22 protein-coding genes and 2 pseudogenes are annotated in these 20,394 nt (G+C 53.0%); 11 read left to right on the forward strand and 13 right to left on the reverse strand.

The features are described 5' to 3' along the window. Positions 1-68: 68 nt before the first annotated feature. From AB7E06_RS16305 to AB7E06_RS16335, 7 genes are all read right to left on the reverse strand, one after another. Positions 69-731, reverse strand: coding sequence for an AfsA-related hotdog domain-containing protein (locus AB7E06_RS16305; protein ID WP_427957626.1), 663 nt, complete (start codon positions 729-731; stop codon positions 69-71). 29 nt (positions 732-760) lie between these two features. Beyond that, positions 761-979, reverse strand: a complete 219-nt coding sequence (locus AB7E06_RS16310; protein ID WP_427957628.1) for a tautomerase family protein — start codon at positions 977-979, stop codon at positions 761-763. Positions 980-999: 20 nt separating this feature from the next. Further along, entirely contained in the window at positions 1,000-1,842 is an 843-nt protein-coding gene (locus tag AB7E06_RS16315; protein WP_427957630.1) for a hypothetical protein, read from the reverse strand. A gap of 67 nt (positions 1,843-1,909) precedes the next feature. Continuing rightward, positions 1,910-2,527: a hypothetical protein gene (locus AB7E06_RS16320; protein ID WP_427957632.1), complete on the reverse strand. Its 618-nt coding sequence runs from the start codon at positions 2,525-2,527 to the stop codon at positions 1,910-1,912. 57 nt (positions 2,528-2,584) lie between these two features. Continuing rightward, a complete protein-coding gene (locus tag AB7E06_RS16325) occupies positions 2,585-3,760 on the reverse strand; it encodes an MFS transporter (RefSeq protein WP_427957634.1) in 1,176 nt (391 codons plus the stop codon). Positions 3,761-3,807: 47 nt separating this feature from the next. Beyond that, positions 3,808-4,197, reverse strand: coding sequence for a carboxymuconolactone decarboxylase family protein (locus AB7E06_RS16330; RefSeq protein WP_427957636.1), 390 nt, complete (start codon positions 4,195-4,197; stop codon positions 3,808-3,810). Continuing rightward, complete coding sequence (locus tag AB7E06_RS16335; protein WP_427957638.1) at positions 4,194-5,177, reverse strand: aldo/keto reductase; 984 nt, start codon at positions 5,175-5,177, stop codon at positions 4,194-4,196. Before AB7E06_RS16335 ends, AB7E06_RS16330 begins: the two co-directional genes overlap by 4 nt. A 101-nt stretch (positions 5,178-5,278) precedes the next feature. On the opposite strand from AB7E06_RS16335, the gene AB7E06_RS16340 reads away from it, so the two are divergent. Further along, entirely contained in the window at positions 5,279-6,166 is an 888-nt protein-coding gene (locus tag AB7E06_RS16340) for a LysR family transcriptional regulator (RefSeq protein ID WP_427957813.1), read from the forward strand. A 431-nt stretch (positions 6,167-6,597) separates the two neighbouring features. Here the strand turns inward: AB7E06_RS16340 and AB7E06_RS16345 are convergent, their stop codons facing one another. Both AB7E06_RS16345 and AB7E06_RS16350 read right to left on the reverse strand, forming a co-directional pair. Further along, positions 6,598-6,921, reverse strand: coding sequence for an H-NS family nucleoid-associated regulatory protein (locus AB7E06_RS16345; RefSeq protein ID WP_427957640.1), 324 nt, complete (start codon positions 6,919-6,921; stop codon positions 6,598-6,600). A 342-nt stretch (positions 6,922-7,263) separates the two neighbouring features. Beyond that, entirely contained in the window at positions 7,264-7,935 is a 672-nt protein-coding gene (locus AB7E06_RS16350) for a TetR/AcrR family transcriptional regulator (RefSeq protein WP_427957641.1), read from the reverse strand. Positions 7,936-8,223: 288 nt separating this feature from the next. Between AB7E06_RS16350 and AB7E06_RS16355 the strand changes: the two genes are divergently transcribed. From AB7E06_RS16355 to AB7E06_RS16385, 7 genes and pseudogenes are all read left to right on the forward strand, one after another. Beyond that, positions 8,224-9,549 (forward strand): NAD(P)/FAD-dependent oxidoreductase, encoded by a 1,326-nt coding sequence (locus AB7E06_RS16355; RefSeq protein WP_427957643.1) that lies wholly within the window; start codon positions 8,224-8,226, stop codon positions 9,547-9,549. Between the two features lie 59 nt (positions 9,550-9,608). Then, the gene (locus AB7E06_RS16360; protein WP_427957645.1) at positions 9,609-9,938 is read left to right on the forward strand and encodes a hypothetical protein; all 330 of its coding nucleotides are present in this window, start codon (positions 9,609-9,611) and stop codon (positions 9,936-9,938) included. Positions 9,939-9,955: 17 nt separating this feature from the next. After that, positions 9,956-11,353 (forward strand): amino acid permease, encoded by a 1,398-nt coding sequence (locus AB7E06_RS16365; protein WP_427957647.1) that lies wholly within the window; start codon positions 9,956-9,958, stop codon positions 11,351-11,353. Positions 11,354-11,458: 105 nt separating this feature from the next. Beyond that, positions 11,459-12,330 (forward strand): annotated as a pseudogene (gene kynA, locus AB7E06_RS16370) (tryptophan 2,3-dioxygenase). A gap of 459 nt (positions 12,331-12,789) precedes the next feature. Further along, positions 12,790-13,140, forward strand: a complete 351-nt coding sequence (locus AB7E06_RS16375) for a DMT family transporter (RefSeq protein WP_427957649.1) — start codon at positions 12,790-12,792, stop codon at positions 13,138-13,140. Beyond that, on the forward strand, positions 13,137-13,487 hold the full coding sequence (locus AB7E06_RS16380; RefSeq protein WP_427957651.1) for a DMT family transporter: 351 nt from the start codon (positions 13,137-13,139) through the stop codon (positions 13,485-13,487). Before AB7E06_RS16375 ends, AB7E06_RS16380 begins: the two co-directional genes overlap by 4 nt. Before the next feature lie 5 nt (positions 13,488-13,492). Continuing rightward, positions 13,493-14,065, forward strand: coding sequence for a TetR/AcrR family transcriptional regulator (locus tag AB7E06_RS16385; protein ID WP_427957653.1), 573 nt, complete (start codon positions 13,493-13,495; stop codon positions 14,063-14,065). A gap of 255 nt (positions 14,066-14,320) precedes the next feature. On the opposite strand, the gene AB7E06_RS16390 is transcribed toward AB7E06_RS16385, so the two are convergent. The 3 genes and pseudogenes from AB7E06_RS16390 to mobH all read right to left on the reverse strand — a co-directional run bounded on the left by AB7E06_RS16390 (position 14,321) and on the right by mobH (position 17,360). After that, on the reverse strand, positions 14,321-14,758 hold the full coding sequence (locus AB7E06_RS16390; protein WP_427957655.1) for a PACE efflux transporter: 438 nt from the start codon (positions 14,756-14,758) through the stop codon (positions 14,321-14,323). Positions 14,759-14,999: 241 nt separating this feature from the next. Beyond that, positions 15,000-15,230, reverse strand: a pseudogene (locus AB7E06_RS16395) (transposase); the annotation flags it as partial. Between the two features lie 276 nt (positions 15,231-15,506). Continuing rightward, on the reverse strand, positions 15,507-17,360 hold the full coding sequence (gene mobH, locus AB7E06_RS16400) for a MobH family relaxase (RefSeq protein WP_427957657.1): 1,854 nt from the start codon (positions 17,358-17,360) through the stop codon (positions 15,507-15,509). Positions 17,361-17,668: 308 nt separating this feature from the next. Between mobH and AB7E06_RS16405 the strand changes: the two genes are divergently transcribed. Genes AB7E06_RS16405 through AB7E06_RS16415 form a run of 3 tightly spaced genes read left to right on the forward strand, consistent with a single transcriptional unit; the run spans position 17,669 to position 18,843 of the window. After that, positions 17,669-17,986 (forward strand): type II toxin-antitoxin system PrlF family antitoxin, encoded by a 318-nt coding sequence (locus tag AB7E06_RS16405; protein WP_427957659.1) that lies wholly within the window; start codon positions 17,669-17,671, stop codon positions 17,984-17,986. Beyond that, complete coding sequence (locus AB7E06_RS16410; protein WP_427957661.1) at positions 17,986-18,444, forward strand: type II toxin-antitoxin system YhaV family toxin; 459 nt, start codon at positions 17,986-17,988, stop codon at positions 18,442-18,444. Before AB7E06_RS16405 ends, AB7E06_RS16410 begins: the two co-directional genes overlap by 1 nt. 27 nt (positions 18,445-18,471) lie before the next feature. Then, positions 18,472-18,843 carry a DUF3742 family protein gene (locus tag AB7E06_RS16415; protein WP_427957663.1) on the forward strand — a complete coding sequence of 124 codons (372 nt, stop codon included), beginning with the start codon at positions 18,472-18,474 and terminating at the stop codon, positions 18,841-18,843. A gap of 18 nt (positions 18,844-18,861) precedes the next feature. Here the strand turns inward: AB7E06_RS16415 and AB7E06_RS16420 are convergent, their stop codons facing one another. Continuing rightward, positions 18,862-20,382: a conjugal transfer protein TraG N-terminal domain-containing protein gene (locus AB7E06_RS16420; RefSeq protein ID WP_427957664.1), complete on the reverse strand. Its 1,521-nt coding sequence runs from the start codon at positions 20,380-20,382 to the stop codon at positions 18,862-18,864. Positions 20,383-20,394: the final 12 nt, after the last annotated feature.

Here is a 20,394-nt window from a genome sequence, read left to right on the forward strand (position 1 = left end):
CACACGCGTGACTGGAACCCGATTGGCGAGGTGTGGTTAAACCCGCCGAAAGAAAGTGCCGCCGACGATCACAAACTCAGCCGCGCGGCATGAAGAAAACGGACATCATTGTTGACAAACACCGCGTGAAAACCTCGCTTATGAGCTTTTCTTGAGTCCTTATTAATTACCTTGTATTCGATATGTGCTGGAAGCGGGAAAGCAAACGAACTAAATCGCATTGCCATTGTCTCAATAACAAAATAGCGTTTCTTTGTCTTGTAGTCTTGGAGGAAAAACTCCTCGGTCACGGCCAAGAACATCTGACGGCATGCCTCAGTTAAGACCATCCCTTGCACATGCTGACCTGTTAAATGGTCCAGCATCAATTCGTTGTTTGAATTTAGATGCAAATCCGCTGAGTACAGTGTCTCCGATTCCTTACGCGGCCTGGAGATGAGAACATTCTCAGGAACATGCTTATGGCATAAGGCGCGATCAGCAGTAGTACTTACCTGCCACTCCCGCCAATGCTTAAACTCATGCTTCAAGCCTCGCCTGGCTGCCAAGCATTCAATGTGATCGATCTGTAATTCACCTAACCCCAACCCTGCAATAAACATGCATCCTTGCATTGGAATAAGCGCTGCTTCATCACCCTTGAGCAGGCTTAGGGCTTCCGAATATGAAATGCAGTTTTCATTTTTCGAGAAGTTCTCAAATGCTTCAGGCACAACGATTACTACACGCATAACGGCACCTTTGATCTATATTGATTGTGTTACTTAGATGTTCGACAGCTCAATGACGCAAATTCCGCGTTGGTTGCCATAACCCCAGCTTCCCCCCACCTTGCTTGAGGCACTTCGTGAATTACGACTGCTATCTTGTTCAGTGGGGCTCCAGTGGTTTTTGCAACCACGTCAGTCACGGCTTCAATAAGTGCGGTGGCCTTTTCGTCAGACGGCAATGGCCATGTTGTGATCGATATGAACGGCATGATTTACTCCATTAAGACAATTAAGAAACAGTGACGAACTCTGAAAAAGAGGCTCCTTTGAGCTTCAGCTGAGCATGAATGTCGCCTCCCAATCCAAACATGCCAATCGCACCACCATGGCTCATCTGGTAACTCATCCACAGGACTACTACATTAATTATTCTGTTGCTGAGTGGGTCTTCTTCAGAAGGGAAAGGGTTGGGTAGAACTGCCCGATAGCTACCATTTCCATCACTATCCGTTATGAAGACGTTAGGAATCCCAAGAGGCCCAGGCCTGGTAGGATTAGACGGGCTTAAATCTTGCTTACGCAGGGACATTACGGTGTAGAGGCTATTGGGTATCATTGACGAAAACACAAATTCAAACGTTGCATTACGTCGGTCAGCAGATACACTAACCAGCAGTTTTCCCTTAGCCTCACACCATTTTCCTAAAGTGATAGGATCTGTAATTTTTAGGCCATCCTCGAGCCTGGCGTCTGGTATGGGTACCGCATGAAACGGGTAGCTTGGAATCTTGGCCTCATGCGCTCCTGGGTATTGCTTAGGAGCAAACAACATGTTGTAGTTGTTGCAAGGCAATGGGATCGGCAACGTATATAGTTCGATCTTTCGGTCTGTATCTGGTAGTGATTCAGCTAATTCACGCAAGATCGTATACGGAGCCTGTTGCCCAAACTTAGGTACTGGACTTTCTGCTGAGACAATCGCACGACCCCAGGAGGCTTTAGTTACTCCTTCAAGGTCAGTACGGTTTATCTGGCCAATGACAATAAAATTTCCGTCGGCGTCCATCACCTCACTGGGTGGGTATGTCGGTCCCTGAGTGGTAATGCTAAGTTCATACGACTTGGTCTTCATCAATTTGACCTCCACATCCAAAACGCGATTCCACGGGATGATGCATTCGTAGGCACGAATTCCTTCGTTAAGAGATCAATTGATAAAGACGTGTGTACAGGCCTTTTTCGCCACCCGTTATGTATTGATTTCCGGCTTGTTGGACGATGTCCTTATACCGGTCGGAGTTGAATACCTTCATGTAGGAATCCACATCACCATTGAACCCTGATAAAAACATCACGCCAGGCTCTGTGCTGATCGCTGAGTGATATGCGAGAAATAACTCAATAACTTCAGCATTCCGTACTACATCGAAGATAGTTTCCTCTCTCCAATGACGATAAGCCTTATACATAGGGGGAAGAACTTCTACATGTCGCAGTTGGAGAAATTGCGTACTGGGCAGAAGTCCGTCAGTTTTTCTGGGTGCCTCAACAAATGATAATAGCTGCCGCCTAAAGTCACTCTTTAAAAATTCCCTTACTGCTTCTGTTGTTGTGTCAAAATACGATAGCAGTGATCCTTGCACATTCAATGAATTGAGCGCTACTATTTCTAAGACTGTCTCATCATCAGTGCTGCGATAAAAAACGCGCTGAAGGACATCCTCTGCAGGCGTTATAGAACGCCACTTCTCGACTACTTCTTGCGTTGTTCCTGAAGTGACGTCGATCTCAGTAATCATGATGAATTGTGCAGACATGATATGCCCTCCGTGAAAAGAGAAAAGTTGGTGTTGTGTGATGAGGTGTGAAGAGAATTAATTAATGGTTTGCTTTAAAGTGAGTACGGGGACAAGGCTTAAGGCCAACGCAATGGCGACACAGATCATCAGGCCGCTTAATGTTGTAATACCTAAAATTGACGAACCGATAAAAGCACCTGCTCCAATCGCGGCATTAAATATCGCTACATATATCGCTGAAGCAGGCAAAGCCATCGGCCCAGCCTGTTTAAGAATCCAGGTCTGAAATCCAACAAAAACAATGGCAACCCCTGCACCCCAGACTATTAGCAGGGCTCCAATCAGATAGACAGAAGCTTCTTTATTGCTCAAAGCCAAACCCAGCACGCCGATTGACATTGCCAAGAGCGCAATGGAAATCAGTGCTTTTAGATAACGATCAATTAATTTTCCAGTGATGATGTTGCCAAGGATGCCCGCAGCACCAAACGTAAACAGAAGTATGCTTAGTGTCTGACCTGTGACTTCTATGCTTGTTGAGAGCAACGGCTCAATGTATGTAAAGGCGGCAAAATGAGCAGTAATCGCGCAGGCGGTAGCACCATAGATTCTTATAAATAGCTTTTCTTTTAGCACTGCCCTTAATGCACCACTCTGTAAAGGCACCGGTGCCGGTAGTTTGGGGAGAAATATACCGATGGCGATCATACTGACAACGGCCAAAGCAGCGATGGCCAGGAACGCTGTGTCCCACACATATTCTCTTGCTAACGCATTTGTGATTGGTACGCCAATCACGCTGGCGACTGATACGCCACCGAAAATGATGGACGTGGCGACGCCAACATACCGTGCAGGAACAAGCTGAGCACCGACGGTTCCAATAATTGCCCAGAATGCGCCATGGGCGATTGCGCCGGCCATCCGGGCTCCCATCAGGGAAGAAAAATCTGGTGCAAATGCGGCTACGACATTAGACACGGCGAGGATGGTCATTAATGCGACAAGCAGACCTTTTCGCGGAAATCGACCGAAAAGGAAAACCGAAACGAGAGCGACTGCAGCTGCTAACCAAGCATAAACGGAGACAACCAATCCAGTTGTGGCCTCACTTTTTTGAAAGCTATCAGCAAGTTGGGAAAGAATGCCAATAGGTGCCAACTCTGTGGTCACAATAGTAAAGGTGCTCACACCTAATGCAATAACAGCTACCCATATTTGCCAGGGAACGGTTTCATTTGAAGCGTGCATACCTATCTTCTTGAATGTCAGTTGGATGTTGGACGATAGTGATTCTTTCAACTCTGTGCGTGTGCTGCGAAGGCCGCCTCGGCAGCAGTAATGCCGTTCATACACGCTGGAACACCGGCATAGACCGCAATCTGCAACAAGATCTCAATGACTTCCTCACGGGTGACGCCTACATTGAGTGCTGCACGGATATGGAACTCCAACTGTGAAGAGGCCGTACCCATCGCCATCAAGGCGGCAACTGTAAGCATCTCTCTGGTTTTCAGATCGATGCCTGGGCGAGCAACAATGTCTGCAAATGAAAAACCCAGGATTAGCTCAAGAAAGTCAGGGCTTAACCGATCAAGTCTCTTTGCCACTTTTTCAGGAGCATCCGGATCGAGCTTGCCTAGGAGCGCCAGTGCTTGTTCTCGTCGATCTACCGTACGATTAGTCATAGTCCTACTCCCTTCATGCCTTCTGGGGTATAACGCTCACCTGCCACACGAATATCTGAAATTTTGAGTGACAGCATGTCCAACTCGGCCTTTGTGAGTTTGACATTTACGGCATCGACGTTGTCGTGGAGATTTCGTAATGAGTTTGTGCCTGGAATTGGCACAATATCGTCTCCTTGAGCAAGTACCCAAGCAATGGCGATCTGCGCCGGGGTCACCTCTTTTTGTGCAGCCAGTTCAGAGATGACAGAGACAAATGATTCATTCTTTTTTGCATTTTCGGGTTGAAAGCGAGGCAAGGTAGCTCGGAAATCACTGGCTTCTATAGCGGTGCTACTTTGGAAGCGACCGGTCAAAAAACCTCGTCCTAAAGGTGAGTACGCTACAAAGCCGATACCGAGTTCGCGACATACTGGGAGCACGTCAGATTCCACATCTCTGGTCCAGAGAGAGTACTCGCTTTGCACCGCTGTGATTGGATGGACCGCATGGGCTCGACGTAGGGTGTCAGCATTAACCTCACTCAAACCAATATGTGCGATTTTTCCTTCTTGTTTTAAGTCCACAAGCCCTTGCATGGTTTCTTCAATGGGCCGACCAGGTTCAATGCGATGGACGTAATACAGGTCAATCTGCTCAATTCCAAGTCGTTTCAGCGAGCCTTCACATGACTGCCTAGCGTACTCGGGACTATTGTCAATAGCACGGCGCTGCTCACCGCCGTTTCGCACAATCCCGAACTTGGTGGCAATCTTTATATTTGGACGCTGAGACTTCAAGAACCGACCGATTAACTCTTCATTGTGATGAGACCCGTACATATCGGCTGTGTCTAGCATGGTCACACCCAGTTCAACGGCGCGTTGGAGTACCTGCATGGATGCTTCTTCATCACGAGGGCTGTAGAACTCACTCATGCCCATGCAACCCAAACCAATAGAAGACACACTTAGCCCATTGCCCAAAATACGGTGGTTCATATCAATTTCTCCGATAAAGACCAATGTAGTATCATCTTTCAAAAATGGAGTATCAATAGCAAATTACGGAAACTAGACTTCCGAAAACGGAATATATGGAGGTGGCCTTGAACTGGGATGACGCTCGAGTATTCTTAGCGATTGCTCGGACAGGTACGCTGACTCATGCGGCTGACAGGTTGAAACTGGGCGTGGCTACGGTGACCCGTCGCTTGGATAGATTGGAAACCGCACTAGGTGTCAAATTATTTTCAAGGCACCAAAGCGGTTACTTCATGACTGATGAGGGCGCAGCATTACTGAGTCGTGCCGAGACCCTTGAACAAGCAGGTCAAGCTTTTGAAACCACAGAAGTCAACCAGGTGATGGGGCATGTGAGGCTCGCAACGGCAGAGAACTTAGCAAATCCTTTGATCATTCCTGCATTGAATGAGTTTCTCAACACCCACCCAGACTTGACTCTCGAGTTCGTCACTGGATCAGACACGATCAATTTGCACCGTCGAGATGCTGATCTTGCGATTCGAATGGTTAAACCAACTCATGGCAATGTCACGCTTAGACGTATCGGTACACTAGGATTTGGACTCTATGGTTCGACGGAGTACCTTAATGGCCGCGTAGTCAGTACACAGGCTTCATCACTGGAATCAGATCATTTGATTGGTTGGATGGAAAACTATAGCCATCTACCTGCGGCACAGTGGATAGAACGTGCTTTATCAGGTCGGCCCGCCAGATTATTAACGAGCAGTCTAGCTAGCCAGCTTGCTGCAGCTACCGCACATCTTGGGCTGGCCGTATTACCCCATTTTCTGGCATGCCGGGCTGGCCTGAAATGTGTTCTTTCTGAACTAGGAATAGACCAAACCGTTTGGTTGGTCATCCACTCTGACTTAATACACTCACGTCGAGTCAGGGCAGTGGCTGATTTTATTATTGATTTGTTTGACCAGAAGGCTGATGAGCTGGCTTTTGCAAATGCCTGAGGGTTAGATGAGCACTGTATGTACTGCTACGACTTCAAGTTCTATTGTGTTCAGTACCAACCACTCTAAGACATGGTGGTGATGCGCACTATTACGTGGGTAACGATGAAGCGACTGCTTCAAGGCCGTCGTCAATGAGCTGATTCGAACAGGGTTCGTGCAGCGTCTATAACCGTCCATCCCGGCATGTGCATGGGGCTGACCATTACGCCTTTTGGAAGCAAAATCCTGTCACAGGCCACTCGCATTGTGGAGCGCCTGCGGACTGAAAATGAGGCACCTCTATCGCATCAGGAAGCCGAGGCCACCCAGCGGACTCTTAGTCGACTGCTCAATTCGTTGACCAACGAGGTGTAGACGGCGAATTCGCCAAGCATTTACGCGATGCGACATGCTCGCACCGCGCTATACATCGCCAATGGAACGGCAGGTTAAGCCAAAAGATCTTCGGCTTTTTTACCAGCCTCCAGCGCAGCCCGAAACCAATGAGGCCTGGGGCCTCGTCCGCTCCAAGTATTGCCCGTCCCGTCTGCGTACTTGACCGTCGGCTTTGCTTTCGCGCGACGTGTATTGACGGGTTTTTTTCGCTTGAGCGCTTGTTTGCCGAACAGATCTTCTACTGTGAAGCCGTAGGTGTCTATCGCTTCGCGAATCCGGGCAGCTACTTCGGCTGCTTCTTTGTCGCGAAGCTGTTGGGCTTCGCGTTGGAGGTGGTCAATTTCTTTCTGGATCTGAGCGTAGGTTCTTTTGGCCATTGCTGGAATGTACTTCTAATAGGGCTGTGCGGGGAAATTCATAGCATACAGGTGAAATGATCACTGTATCCCAAGTCCTTTTGATGACAGTCGGCATGGTGACATGGCGTGCGCCAGTTTAGGCGAATTCACGATAGTTGGCCAGGCGTGTACCAGGTCCGGCCAGTAGCTGGTGTCTGGCTCCTTGTACCGAGGCTTTGAACTCGCTGGTGTTGAACGAGAGCCTAGTAGCGTCGGCGGTTGAGTTGTGTTAAGGACTTTTGACTGCTTTTGTCTTCATACGCAGCGTGATTGTGGCAACTTTAAGGACGAGGTTGCCTAGCGATGATTGGCGCATAGGTGTCAGTTGGATCCCGCTCGTACGATCATTTGCGAGATTATTTGAAGGTCTTGCGCCGTCGCTTCTTCATCGATTTTGAACAGCCGCATCACTGCCAGGCCCCTCAATGCAGCAAACACGACCGCTGCAAAATGGTGGGGTTGTGGGTGCCGTTGAGATATTTCAGGGAAGACTTCGACAAACTGAGCAAAATACAGGGGGTCCTGTTCGGCTCGGTGTTGATCTATCCGCTTGAACAGCGGTGTAGCTTTACAGCCAAAGAAAAGACTCCAAGCCGCCACATAGCTAGGTGGCGCATAAACGCGCTCCCAAACCAGTCGCACAAATTCATTGGCGCGTTCCTCTAGCGGCAGATCCGCTGCATTTTTTGGCCATGCAGCGCCTACGGGCGCAAGAGGAGCCATTACTTCATCGACGATTCTTTCCATCAACACTTGCCGACTCCCAAAATGATGCTGCAAAGATCCAAGGGAGATTTTGGCCCCGCGGGCGATGTCGGTTAGAAGCGTGCGATGAAAGCCCACTCTTTGTAGCAAGCGTAGTGCGGAGGCAATGATCTTGCGCTGTGCTGCTTCGCTACGCTCGGCTTGGCTTCGGCGATGATGTGTTGATCGTTTATCGACACGAGGCAGATGGCTCATGTTCTGATCGTTTTGCATATTTTTATTAGCCATGAATTGCAAGAAGGGGCGTTATTGCATTGGAGAAGCATCGTTCACGCAGGGTGCGATGTCTAAGTAAAACATGGTAGATGCAGGGTCGCAAGATGGGTGTGTCGTTGTAGGAGAGCTGACAAAGAAGGTGCGTTGCACCTAGATTTGATTTCAACATCCTTCAATTTAGGGAAAACGATACGCAATAAACAATAATTGATTATTGTAAGTGTGGACCGTACCACCTAGAATTTGCTCAGTACCGATCAGGTTCCACCAATCCTGAGCATGCTTCTCCCTGGACTCGATATGCCTCGCTTCATAGACCGCCTTCCTGCTGACGACAACACCAATGGATGGAGCGCTTTGCTTCCCATGCGTCAGCCGCGCCTTTCTTTGCAGGGTGACCTTGCTGTTGATTGGGTCATTGTGGGAGCGGGGTATGCGGGTGTCGCCGCCGCACGGCAGTTGGCACGGCGGCATCCCGATAGTTCGATTGCTGTAGTAGAAGCGGGAGTCGTAGGGGAAAACGCTTCAGGCCGTAACTCGGGTTTTGCTATTGACCTGCCACATACACCGGGGGTGTCTCCCGAAGCAACGGAGTTGGGTCGACGCGCTATTCGTGTAGGACACTTTGCGCTCGATGAGCTTGATAGCTTGGTCCAGCAGCACAACATTGATTGTGACTGGGAGAGGCGAGGACGTTATCACGCTGCGGTGACGGATGAGGTGGCTAATCAAGCTCTGCGCACGTATGCCGTTAACCTCGATGCCTGGCAGGAACCCTATCAGTGGATGGACCGCAAACAATTACAGGATCGGTTGGGAACTGATTATTACAGCGCCGCCATTTATACCCCTGGAACCTATCTGCTGAATCCGGCGGGTTTGATTCGTGGCTTGGCTGACAGTCTGCCTGAGCAGGTAAAGCTCTATGAGAATTCCGCCGTTATCGAAGCTGAGCTGCATGGGGAGTCACCGTATATTTGTACCGACCAAGGCCGTATTTGTGCTCGCAAGGTGATCCTGGCCGTCAATGCGTTTTCGCAGTCGTTTGGTGTGTATCGCGAATGCCAAGTGCCAATCCTGTTGTTTGCCAGCCTGACCCCAGTGCTGAGTGACGCGCAACTGGCGCACCTAGGGTCGGACGCGACGTGGGGCGTGACACCGGCACAAAGTATTCCGGGGTCCACGCTGCGGTTGACCCGTGATAAGCGCTTGATGATTCGCCAAGGCTTTGAGTACTCACCGAAGCTTCGGACTACCGACGCTCGGCGTGCCAGGGCTAAGGCAATGAATAGGGAGTTATTGCTAAGTCGCTTCCCTCAACTTGGCGATATTGGGCTGGAACACTTCTGGATGGGCTGGCTCGCTATTTCGCGAAATCATGCACCTGCCTTTGGTCAGATTGCAGAAAACACGTATGCGGTGTCCTGTTGTAATGGCTCGGGCATCGTGCGACACACGGCTGCTGGGATGCTGATTGCGGACTTGGCACTGGGTTACCAGAACCCGCTTATAGACGACTTTCTGAGCCAAGGCATGGCCAGTTATATCCCCCCACGTCCACTTCGCGATATTGGCGCCCGCCTTTCGCTGATGTGGGAAATGTGGCGCGGTCGTACCGAACAATAAATCTTTAAAACGTGGGGGCAGGCCGCCCTCCATCCACCATCCTTGCGAGGAGACATAATATGAAAACCGTAAGACTCATTGCCGGCAGTGCCATCGATACTCAGGAGCGCGACGGCGTGTCCTCAGGAGCTGCCGCTAGTATTTCATGGGCTAAACGAGATGACGAGGGGGCTGTTTTGCCATGTGGTTTTGGGGGGTGCAATGGCGTGACACAGCCCAAGACGTTGGCTTATGACGAAGTCATTCTCGTGTTGGAAGGTACATTCGGCGTAGAAACCGATGAGGGTATGCGAGTCGAGGGCAAAGCGGGTGATGTAATTGAGTTACCCAAGGGGGTTACTGTCTCGTATTTTGGCAAGCAAGCGCGGCTGTTCTTCGTCACTAACTAGACTAAGTGAGGCAGAGCATGCATGCGTCTTCTTCTGGGTATCTGGAGCGCAAGCTCAAGAACCGTCATATTCAGCTGATTTCCCTCGGTGGCACGATTGGTACAGGCTTGTTTTTAGGGTCTGCTGGCATCATCGAGCTTGCCGGGCCGGGCATTGTGTTGGGTTATGCCATCGGTGGCTTAATTGTGTTTCTTATTATGCGTTTTTTAGGAGAGATGCTGACCGAGGAACCCACTGCGGGTTCGTTCAGTTATTTTGCTAATCGCTATCTGGGTCGTTTTGCTGGTTTTCTCTCGGGTTGGAATTACGTGGCCATGTGCGTGCTCGTGTGCATGCTTGAGTTGACGGCTGTCGGAAAACTTATCCAGTATTGGTGGCCGGATGTTCCGGTTTGGGTGACGGCAGCCGTTTGCTTTGTATTAATTAATGGGGTGAACTTTTTTAATGTCAAAGCGTTTGGTGAATTTGAGTTCTGGTTTGCACTGATCAAACTTGTCGCTGTAGTTGCAATGATTGTGATGGGCTCGTATCTGCTGATTACTACCGATGATCCTGGACAATCTGTGAGTAATCTGTGGTCACATGGAGGCTTATTGCCTAATGGTATAAGCGGGCTGGTAATGGCTTTCCCTTTTGTCATGTTCGCCTTTGGTGGAGTGGAGACTCTGAGCTTTGCTGCGGCCGAGACAGAGAACCCGCGCAGGGTCATTCCTAAAGCTATCAATCAGATTATTGTTCGTGTGCTGATGTTCTATGTGGGGGCATTGGTAGTTCTGCTCTCGCTCACACCTTGGGATGCCCTGGTGGCCCAGCTCAAATTAGGAGGGGGCACATATAGCAGTAGTCCGTTTGTTTTAGTCTTTTCAGGGCTGGGCGAGCATGTGGCCGCACATCTGCTCAATTTCGTGATTCTCACGGCTATGTTGTCGGTTTATAACAGCATGGTCTATTCGACCAGTCGAATGCTATATGGAATGGCCCAGGAAGGTAATGCTCCCAAGTCGCTGGCATTAGTCAACAAACGCGGGGTACCCGTGCGAGCTATTGCGTACCCAGCGCTTGTCACAGCGTTATGCGTGGTCTTGAACTATGTGGCTCCTTCAGGAGCATTGGAAATGCTCATGTCGCTGCTAGTGGCTGCATTAGTTATTACATGGACGATTATTATCGGAGTCCATTTAAGCTACCGTAAAAGACATGATGCAAAAGGTACCGTACGCTCTTTCCCTGCGCCGCTATCGCCACTGAGCAATTATTTGTGTTTGTTTGCTTTAGGTGTTTTGTTGGTCGTTATGCTGATTACGCCCTCTATTCGGCCATCAGTGTTTGCGATACCGGTCTGGATTGCCGTCGTCTATGGATTGTTTCGGTGCAGTCCCCAATCGAAGTTGCGGGTTGAACCGGCGCTTTTTTGAACTACCAGCATCCGACGCTCGCGATACGGATCGCGCTGTCAGGTTATCGCTAGAGAGAGCGTGATACGTGCTGGATGTTCTTATTAAAATACTAGGAGACAAAAAATGGGTGGGACTGAAGGACACACCCCGGATGCGCTCGGCGTAACGGAACGGATCGTTGTGGAGGAAAAGGCGCAGCTGGATTTTAGCCAATCCATGAGTTACGGTGACTATTTGCACCTTGATGAAATTCTGGGGGCTCAGCATCTGTTGTCGCCCACGCACGATGAGATGCTTTTATCGTCCAGCATCAGACCAGTGAGTTGTGGATGAAACTCATGCTCCATGAGTTGCAGGCAGCGCAGGACAGTATCGTCCAAGAGCAAGTGGCCGCCGCGTTCAAGATGTTGGCACGTGTGAGTCGCATTATGGAGCAGCTTGTTGCAGCCTGGAGCGTGCTCGCGACCATGACACCGACTGAGTACACCGCCATGCGGCCATATTTGGCTAGTTCCAGTGGCTTCCAGAGTGCGCAGTACCGCTGTATTGAGTTTGGTCTGGGCAACAAGAATGCCGCTATGCTCAAGCCTCATGCACACCGTCCCGAGTTGTTGGCGATGGTGGAGCAGGCTTATCGTGCCCCTTCGCTGTACGATGAGTCGCTGCGCCTGTTGGCTCGACATGGTTTGGCAATTCCTGACGATCACCTTGAGCGCGACTGGACGCAGCCTTATGTCGCCAGCCCTGAAGTCGAAGCCGCCTGGTTTGAGGTATATAGAGACCCTTATAAGTATTGGGATCTTTACCAGCTCGGTGAGAAGCTCGCCGATATTGAGGATGCCTTTCGCCTCTGGCGTTTCCGCCATGTCACGACGGTGGAGCGTGTTATTGGTTTCAAACGAGGGACGGGAGGCACGGGTGGTGTGAGCTATCTAAGAAAAATGCTTGATGTGGTGCTTTTCCCCGAGATATGGACGGTGAGGACCGCTCTGTGAGTGCGCCTGTTTTTATACCCTCTCTGGAGTGTTGCGAGCGTGAGTATTCGCCTAGTTCGTGTATTGGTGGCGATTATGAACCTTGTCTGGATGCGTATGTGCGCCATAGTTGGATGAGCGATAGTCAGCTAGTCGTGTACTTGGTGCGGCTAGTAGTAGGTAAGCATTAGCCGACGGCGCTTCCGAGAAACTTCACTGGCATGATCAAGCAGTCGCCATGCAGGCGCCGCGTCTTACGCGGCCCCGATACTTCGTATGCCCCGATGTTCGCCTAGCTGGGTGGCTTGCGATGCACCCAAGCCTTCTTCAAAGTACGTTTCCAATCATTGGTAGTGTGCGCAAGTTCTCTTGCGCTCTGCGTCACCCATCCTCGGGCTTGGTGACGAGCACTATTACCTGGACAACGATGATGCGATTGCTTCGAACTAATGATTCAAATCGACAGGCGACGGCAAAGATATGTACACTAGTACACTTATCTGTGTAGGAGGTATTGTGGTTGTACCGACGCTGGTCTTCGGGGCCCTTTGCAGCACCTTGGGTACGTTGGCCCTAAAGAGATCCAAGCAATTCAAGAAACCAGTGCCGACGGCATTGGCACTGCTGTGCTATGCCGGCTCGACGGTTATGTTGGCGCGCGCGATGACCTTGATGCCTGTTGCTCTTGCGCATGCGGTGTGGACAGGACTGGTTGCGCTCTCTTTGCTGGGAATCGACCGCTGGGTTTTCGGTTTATCTCTGTCTGGTAGTCGCATTGTGGGTTTTGTCTGCGTCCTGGCGGGTATCGCTGTGTTGGGGGCATGGGCATGACCAAATTCACTTCGCTGCGCACGACATGGATGTTGTTGCTGATGACAGTATTTGCCGAGGCGGGCGCGACTTCTCTATTGAAGTATTCTGATGGCTTCCAACGAGTAGTTCCCGGCCTAGTGTCCTTTGGCGTCTATGTATTGGTACTTTTTCTGTTCTCTCATGTGCTGACGAGGATTCCTGCCAGTGTGGCCTATACCGTGTGGGCTGGCTTGGGGACTTTGCTCCTCATCCTGTCTGGATGGTTGTTTTTCGGTGAAGTAATGACCTTGACTAGCTTGGCAGGCATTGCCTTGATCGTTGTCGGGGTGATTCTGATCAACCGGAAACAGGCACAACCATCGTGACTAGGATGCAGGTCAAGAGAGGCGCAGGCGATCCTGGGCGACGCGACCGTTTGGTCGAGGTTGCGCTGTCCATCATGCTCACCAGTGGCGTTCAAGGAGTCAGTCACCGTGCTGTTGCCACGAAAGCGGGTGTTCCCCTTGGCTCAACTACCTACTACTTTCGAGATCTCGATGCACTGTTGATTGCCTCCATAGAGCGGCTCACGCAACGTCGCCGGATGCAGATGGAGGCTTGGAGCACACCGATTGCGTCGCTGGATGAATTGGTTGGTCAGTTGGCTGAGCTGATCGTCATTCGCCTGACACGGGATAGGGCGGAAACCACGCTGTCCTACGAACTCTATTTTTTGGCGCTACGCCGCCCAGCTTTCAGTTTCTATAGCGAGGCATCTACTCAGGTATTGCGCGATACGATACGGAGATTCGCTGATGAGAGAACCACCAAAGCTCTCACTATGCTAGTTGATGGATTGGTTATCGACGGGCTTCTGTCCAGCCGCATTCCGACTCGTGAGGAGGTGCATGCCCCGATGCTTGCTCTGGTAAGAGGGACAGTGGCTGGAATGGCAGGTAGCTGAATCACCTGCGAGAGCCTCTCCACTGCCGCGCGTGGTCGGTGACCGGCGCGTCATGGCGGCCGTGCGCGTGCTGCCGCAATGGGATAAGCCGCTCCTTTGAAGCACAGCATCGTGCGTGCGCGAGGCGAACCCGTGCCGGCTGACATCGCTCAATGATTTTCTGTTCGAGCGCTGGTAGAGTGCGCCGCGGGATCGATGATAATGCAGACAATCATCGCGACCCCGGCTATGCTTTCATTGGTTTTAAAAACGTGGCTAGGCGCTTACTCTTTGATTGCCAGGGAGCGAAAAAACTAGGTCGAATAACCAAGTGAAAATGAAGGTATAGAGGAGAAAGAATGCCAAAATAGCTGCCTCCATTGTGAAGGCGCGCCATGGGCCAACCTCGTACCACCACATATAAAGAGGAACTGTAAAAAGAAATAGTCCGACTTCAAAGAGGGCTGCGTGGGCAACACGCGTATAAAAATTTCGGGCGGTTCTTCGGTTAAAGCGTTCCCAGAATTCAAACGCAGTGTTGAAAAGGTAATTCCAAATTACGGCGATCACTGACACGGCGACAGCAACAGGCAGCGATTCTTTGGCATCGCCATCACTAAGGAACATTAAGAGGAGTGTGGATAAGATGATCGCTATTGCTTCGAACAACGCAACATAAACGATGCGACGAACAACCGGACTTAGAAAAATCATTTGTCACTCGGCTCAATGAATAATTTCAAAGAACCGGTCCGTCCCGGTCGATCTTTTATTGTGCCACGAGGCAAGCCAAGCCACGGTTTCCGCTTGGAGTGTCTTATGAGAGGCTATCAAAATCCCGTGTTTACGTCAAACAGGGGTGGCCATCGCTTTACCACTGTCGCATGCCAGCTATGATCACGATGAGGGGCAGAGGTTTTGAAGCGTAGGGAGCTGGGGGCAGCGTTAGAGCGTGTTATGAACTTCCGCCCGGGAGCATGTTGGTCAGCATGAGCATGGCAAACACGACAAAGTGCAGGCCGGCGAGGGTTTCCGGCAGCCGCTCATAATCTCGGGTCAGTCGCCGAAAGCGGTTCAGCCAGCCAAAACTGCGCTCGACCACCCAGCGGCGCGGCAGCAGGACGAACCCTTTCTTTGCCTCGGGCAGCTTCACGATATGAAGATCAATGCCTTGTGCCTGCGCGGCCTGTGCCGGATCGGAGAACGTTCCGCCGATGTTGACCCCTGCTCTGCATTCAGGGCCTTGCTAGTTCATTGTTCGAATTTCACGAAATGTTTGTTGTTCCGATGCATGCGCAATCATCCGCAGGCCCCGCGGTTTTTACAACCAAGAAAAATTTAGAGGGAGGGTAAGGATGTCTTGCCCTGAAATGGTCAATCCGGGATTGGCAGTTCGTCTTTCACAGACAGACCGCACCACCGGCCTCTCTGTGCTCGATGCCCGCAGGGCTAGAGCGTCTTGTCATGACGGTCGCAATGCCAAGTATGGATTGTTCGGTGGACATTCCTCGAACAGGCCTGTTGGAGTGTGTAGCAGGTAACCATGTAGCCGGCGGGATTTACGAGGCCCGGTTACCTCACACGTCCAGATATTCAGGCCATTGGGCTGCTTGCGATGCAACTGCAGCTTCTCGAATCGCTTTTGTACCCATTGCCAATCTTGCTGTGTTTCATGTTTGGCCAATGCGCTGATTTGGGGATGTTCCTGCGCGTATCGCTGGAATATGCCAGGACTGACCAAGTACACGGTGTCATCCACGGTATGCAGCAGCGCTCTGGCGTCATTGATAATGAGCCGTCGCGAGAAGATACCCTGATGCAACCATGTCATGAAGTGCTCTGCAGTAGGCTGTGTGACCGTGGGTGCAGGTGTCGGTGACGGAGGTTGGGGTATAGCAGGAGAAGCTATAGGAGTTTCGGCTTCTTCCAAACGTGTTTCACCTGAGGCGTCTTCTGTTTCCGTTCGGGCAACAGGCAGGTCTCCTATCCCTACCATCGCGAGCATGTCTTCCATGACATCGGGCTTGACTTGGGCGGCCAGCGGGAGAACCGTTGCAGCGGTGCCGCCGCTGTCATCCCACGAAGGAGGGGGCTGATTCTCGACGGCTGAAGTTGCCGTGATCGTTGGTAATGGCGCAGCAACATCGCTCTCTTTGTCAGCCGGTGTGGTGTCGATCGCTACTGTTCCGGCGAACGGCTCTGGCCGCTCAGCTGGCTCCCAAATCAGCGCAGGTGCCAGCCGTAACAGAGTGAACGAATGGGACCAGCCGGTGGAGCTAGTTACCGTTGCGCGCCAGATCGCCTTACCGTCCTGTGTGGGTTGCAACATGCCGTGGTCCTGGAGCACGTTGAACACGGCTGTGTTGTTCGCAGGAATGCCGTCGATACCCTGCGACAGCAAGTGCGCACGGAGCTTATCGGAAACGGTCTTGCTCACCAGCCACAGGGCATCCTCGGTGACCCAGCCATCGGAGGCTTCGTTCTGGTTCAGCTTCAGTTCCTCCTTGAGGAGATAACGAAGCCCATCGAGCAGCTTGCGTTGCAGCGCGTGCTTGGGCGCGGCCATAGCGCGCGCCGGATCGCCGCCCAGTTCCTGGGCCACAGAAGCGCGGTCGGCCTGTACGACAAGTTCGCCCAGGACGCCAGCGTGTTCGTACTGTCCGGCTAGGACATAGAGCAACGATGCCCATAAGGACGGATAACCGCTGAGCCAATCCAGCATGTGGCAGTCAAGCAGTTGTCGGTAGACCAAGCCTGCCGCGGCACTGTGGAGCCGATACTCGCGGTCGGGATTGTAGCGAAAGCGATAAGGTTGGCGCAGTGGACCATGCCATGGGTGCCAGGTGCTGCCGTCAGCCAGTTCCACATGTAGGTCGACGGCAATCTTGCCAATGTCGTGCAAGAGGGCCGCATAGGCGACGGCTGCCGTCCAGGCCTCCGATTGTGCGGCTTGGTCTTCTGGGCTCGCGCCGATGGGCAACAGATGGGATTGCCGCAGTTTCAGGCTGAAGGCGACGATTTCCAAGCCGTGGTCGAGCATGCCGCCGGGGTAGGCATGGTGATGCGCTTCGGAGGCTGGGAACGCCTGAACCAGCTCGGCGTAGCGTTCCAATGGTGTGCGATACAGGGTGTCGAACTGCTTTCGCGAGAGCGATGTGCGCTGCCAGATGTGTTCCAGCAGCTTGCGTCGGCGCGGCGTGGACAGCAGCGATGTGGCCGACTCCGGCCGCATCAACCCTTTCGGGAGATCGACGGCGGGGGCTGGCGACGGCGCGGCAGCGACCGGGGGCCGTTTTCGCTGGAACAAGGAGAGCATGTCGGTGTCCTGATGGCGGGCTGGGCGGGAGGCCTTTTGGCCTTTTCAAGGTAGGGCCTTTCCCCTTGCACCCCATTCCCTTGGCCTTTCGGCCCTTTGCCCCTTTACAGCCTTTGGGTATAGGGCGACGAGGCTGTTGCCGTCCACCATCAATACGGGGCGCAGCAGGGCCGAATTGATGCGAGAAGGCAGGCTGTTCGGCCTCTACGATGAGCCGATTCCTAGACTCGGGAGGCACCATAGAGCTTCATATTGGCTTGGTAAGGGATTTTCCTTACAATGCAGACATCGCTTTCAGGAGAGCCGCCATGCCTGCCATTCATGAAATCGCCACACTGACGTCCAAAGGACAGATCACGCTGCCCAAGTCCATTCGGCAAGCGCTTGGTGCCGATACCGGCAGCAAGCTCGCGTTCGAGCTTCGTGGCAGTGAAGTCGTCGTGACGCGCGCCGACGCCGAGCACGAGGACCCTGCCATTACCGCGTTCCTGGCCCTGCTGGCCCGCGACATTGAAGCGGGTCGGAATGTTCGCGGCCTGCCCGAGGAACTGGTTCGCACGATGCTGGAGCATGCGGGCCACAACGTCACACTGGAAGACGACTTCGATGAGGATGTGCACATCTGATGCAACGGCATGGCTGGACACTGCTGTTTCATGACAACCTGATCGAACAGATGAAGGAGCTGCGCGCGGCGGTGCTGCGCGCGCAGGAGAACGACCCGGAAGGCTTCGGGTCAAACGCCAACGTCAAATTCTTCCGGGCCTTGGTCCAGTTGATACAAGACGGCGTACCGGGTGACCCGGCGTGCGACGAATATCGCCAAGGCAACACCATGGGGCCGGCCTATCGCCACTGGAGGCGTGCCAAGCTCGGAAGGGGCTACCGGCTGTTCTTCCGGTACGACTCGAAGGCGAAGGTCATCGTCTATGCTTGGGTAAATGACGAGCAGCCCCTGCGGTCATCGGGCAGCAGGTCAGACCCGTATGCCGTATTCGAGAAGATGCTTGGACGGGGAAACCCGCCAGATGAATGGAATGCCTTGGTACAGGCAAGCAAGAAGGATTGGATCAAACCGAGATAGGCATTCCTCATGTAGCAGGAGACGACCATGAACACCACGACCCGCACCAGCATCGCAGAACGCCTCGGCCGCGCCTTTGGCCGCGGATGGCGCGCCTATGTGCGCGGTGAACGGCGGGCGTCGAACTGGTTGGTATCCAAGAGGGTGCCGCGGGCTGGCGTTACCGTAGTTGTGTGGGGAGTCAAGCTGGTCGTGCTCGGGGTTCTGCTCTACGTCGCCTTCTGGTTCGCTCTCGTATTGTTGGGTGTGGTGGTGGCAGGATGGGCTATGAATCAGCACCATCCCGATGAAGAACGGTTTGAACTGCAGTACCCAACCATTGAGGAATTGCGGGCCACGCCTGGCTACGATCCCAACCTGTACAACGATACATCCCACGAGATGTATCAGGACGACTGACGCCGAAGGTCCATTCGATCATTTGAGCTTGCCGCCTGAGACAGCACCTGCTCCTTTGCCGCCTGCACTTCCTGCATCCTTTGTCGCAGTAGCGAAGGTGTTGGCGATCGCGCCGGCGCGTACACCGACCCAGGTGAGTGCACCAATCCAGAACGTAGGGAGGACCATGAACATGGAGCCCATGACGAACATCAGAAGCATGTCCCCGAAGGCGTTGTTCAAGCCTACCAGCGGATCGAAGTTGGTGTGCGGCCGATTCCACCCGAAGCCCCAGCCGTAAAGCGCGTCGAGGATGGTGCTGTCGATCCAGCGTGCGAGCTGGAACCAGAAGTCCGTGAAGAACAGCGCGAACTGCACGACGCTGACGGTGACGACCGTCTTCAGGTCATAGGTGCCGATGACCAGCACGAGTGGAATGCAGATGACCAGAGCCATCTTGAGCAAGGAGAGGACCATGGGCAGAGCTTGTCTTACAACATCGATGGCCGGAAACGCGGCAATTGCACCGACCGCCATTCCTACGTCGCCAGCAGCTCGCGTCACAACGTTAGGTAGCGTCTTGTCGATCTGCCCGCCGTAGTCCGTATAGACGCTCCCTTGATTCAGTTTCTGCTGCCTTGGTGATGCGACGGTGCGGATCACCGAGTCGTCCACCTCGGCCCGGCTCAGGAACCCAGCCCATCCCGCCAGGCGATTCAGCAGGGTCGGGTCCACTTGGCCCAGCAGCCGCGCGCGCAGTCCGTTGCTGCCGTCTGACCACCACTGCCTGCAGGTCGGGTAACCGCCACCGTTAGCAACCTGCGCGAGCCCCGCATCGCGGGTGTCGTCATAGGGCCATGCCTCGCGTGCCGTGCTGGAGCGGTAGCTGTCGTAGTAGCCACCGGTGTCCGTGAAAAAGCGCGACCCGATCCAGGTCACGTCGTGCATCTGCTGCTCATCAAGGTCTGGGCGCTGCATGAACAGTTTGGCGCGCGCAGGCCCATAGCAATCCCGCGAAAAGTCCGCGACCTCCTGGGCAAGCACCGGGTCGTCAATGCGGGTCGCGTCGATCTCCATCCTCATCTGCCGCAGGTCTGTGCCGCACGGGATCGCCGCTACCGAGGCGCTCGTGACGGCGCGCGAGAGCGTGTGCATGAAGGCCCACCAGACCGGCACCTTTGCCGACTGGTTGTTGATGGTGCTGAAGGACTGCGACCAGCCGGTATCTGTGGGCTGAGGCACGCTGACCTGGCATTGCGCCGAGCGCGAGCTGTCGTACTGGATGGTGTTGAGGTCCACGTCGATGAAGGGGATACCCGCGAACATCACGACCACGATGGCGACGAATACCCGATTCTCGATGCGCGCGGCGCTCAGAACGCCTTTATTGCCCTCGTCGGCACCTTCCGCACGGGCCTTCAGCCACTCTTGTACGATGATGGCGATGAAAGGCAGCGCGAACACCCCGCTGGACACCAGCACGGCCCAGATGCCGTTGTTGACGATCCAGGATACGAGGGTGAGGTAGTACTCCAGGTAGTCGGTCGTAAAAAGCGTCATGGCTTTGATCTC

Source organism: Alcaligenes sp. (assembly GCF_050255915.1).
GTDB lineage: Bacteria > Pseudomonadota > Gammaproteobacteria > Burkholderiales > Burkholderiaceae_B > Alcaligenes > Alcaligenes aquatilis.

What these genes read in the sequence shown, in the direction of transcription:
- AB7E06_RS16390 (WP_427957655.1), bottom strand. Translation starts at nt 14,758, where the DNA reads ATGATTTTTCTAAGTCCGGTTGTTCGTCGCATCGTTTATGTTGCGTTG.
- AB7E06_RS16355 (WP_427957643.1), top strand. Translation starts at nt 8,224, where the DNA reads ATGCCTCGCTTCATAGACCGCCTTCCTGCTGACGACAACACCAATGGA.
- AB7E06_RS16305 (WP_427957626.1), bottom strand. Translation starts at nt 731, where the DNA reads ATGCGTGTAGTAATCGTTGTGCCTGAAGCATTTGAGAACTTCTCGAAA.
- AB7E06_RS16380 (WP_427957651.1), top strand. Translation starts at nt 13,137, where the DNA reads ATGACCAAATTCACTTCGCTGCGCACGACATGGATGTTGTTGCTGATG.
- AB7E06_RS16420 (WP_427957664.1), bottom strand. Translation starts at nt 20,382, where the DNA reads ATGACGCTTTTTACGACCGACTACCTGGAGTACTACCTCACCCTCGTA.
- AB7E06_RS16350 (WP_427957641.1), bottom strand. Translation starts at nt 7,935, where the DNA reads ATGGCTAATAAAAATATGCAAAACGATCAGAACATGAGCCATCTGCCT.
- AB7E06_RS16375 (WP_427957649.1), top strand. Translation starts at nt 12,790, where the DNA reads ATGTACACTAGTACACTTATCTGTGTAGGAGGTATTGTGGTTGTACCG.
- AB7E06_RS16320 (WP_427957632.1), bottom strand. Translation starts at nt 2,527, where the DNA reads ATGTCTGCACAATTCATCATGATTACTGAGATCGACGTCACTTCAGGA.
- AB7E06_RS16315 (WP_427957630.1), bottom strand. Translation starts at nt 1,842, where the DNA reads ATGAAGACCAAGTCGTATGAACTTAGCATTACCACTCAGGGACCGACA.
- mobH (WP_427957657.1), bottom strand. Translation starts at nt 17,360, where the DNA reads ATGCTCTCCTTGTTCCAGCGAAAACGGCCCCCGGTCGCTGCCGCGCCG.
- AB7E06_RS16335 (WP_427957638.1), bottom strand. Translation starts at nt 5,177, where the DNA reads ATGAACCACCGTATTTTGGGCAATGGGCTAAGTGTGTCTTCTATTGGT.
- AB7E06_RS16330 (WP_427957636.1), bottom strand. Translation starts at nt 4,197, where the DNA reads ATGACTAATCGTACGGTAGATCGACGAGAACAAGCACTGGCGCTCCTA.
- AB7E06_RS16325 (WP_427957634.1), bottom strand. Translation starts at nt 3,760, where the DNA reads ATGCACGCTTCAAATGAAACCGTTCCCTGGCAAATATGGGTAGCTGTT.
- AB7E06_RS16415 (WP_427957663.1), top strand. Translation starts at nt 18,472, where the DNA reads ATGAACACCACGACCCGCACCAGCATCGCAGAACGCCTCGGCCGCGCC.
- AB7E06_RS16345 (WP_427957640.1), bottom strand. Translation starts at nt 6,921, where the DNA reads ATGGCCAAAAGAACCTACGCTCAGATCCAGAAAGAAATTGACCACCTC.
- AB7E06_RS16385 (WP_427957653.1), top strand. Translation starts at nt 13,493, where the DNA reads ATGCAGGTCAAGAGAGGCGCAGGCGATCCTGGGCGACGCGACCGTTTG.
- AB7E06_RS16410 (WP_427957661.1), top strand. Translation starts at nt 17,986, where the DNA reads ATGCAACGGCATGGCTGGACACTGCTGTTTCATGACAACCTGATCGAA.
- AB7E06_RS16405 (WP_427957659.1), top strand. Translation starts at nt 17,669, where the DNA reads ATGCCTGCCATTCATGAAATCGCCACACTGACGTCCAAAGGACAGATC.
- AB7E06_RS16365 (WP_427957647.1), top strand. Translation starts at nt 9,956, where the DNA reads ATGCATGCGTCTTCTTCTGGGTATCTGGAGCGCAAGCTCAAGAACCGT.
- AB7E06_RS16310 (WP_427957628.1), bottom strand. Translation starts at nt 979, where the DNA reads ATGCCGTTCATATCGATCACAACATGGCCATTGCCGTCTGACGAAAAG.
- AB7E06_RS16360 (WP_427957645.1), top strand. Translation starts at nt 9,609, where the DNA reads ATGAAAACCGTAAGACTCATTGCCGGCAGTGCCATCGATACTCAGGAG.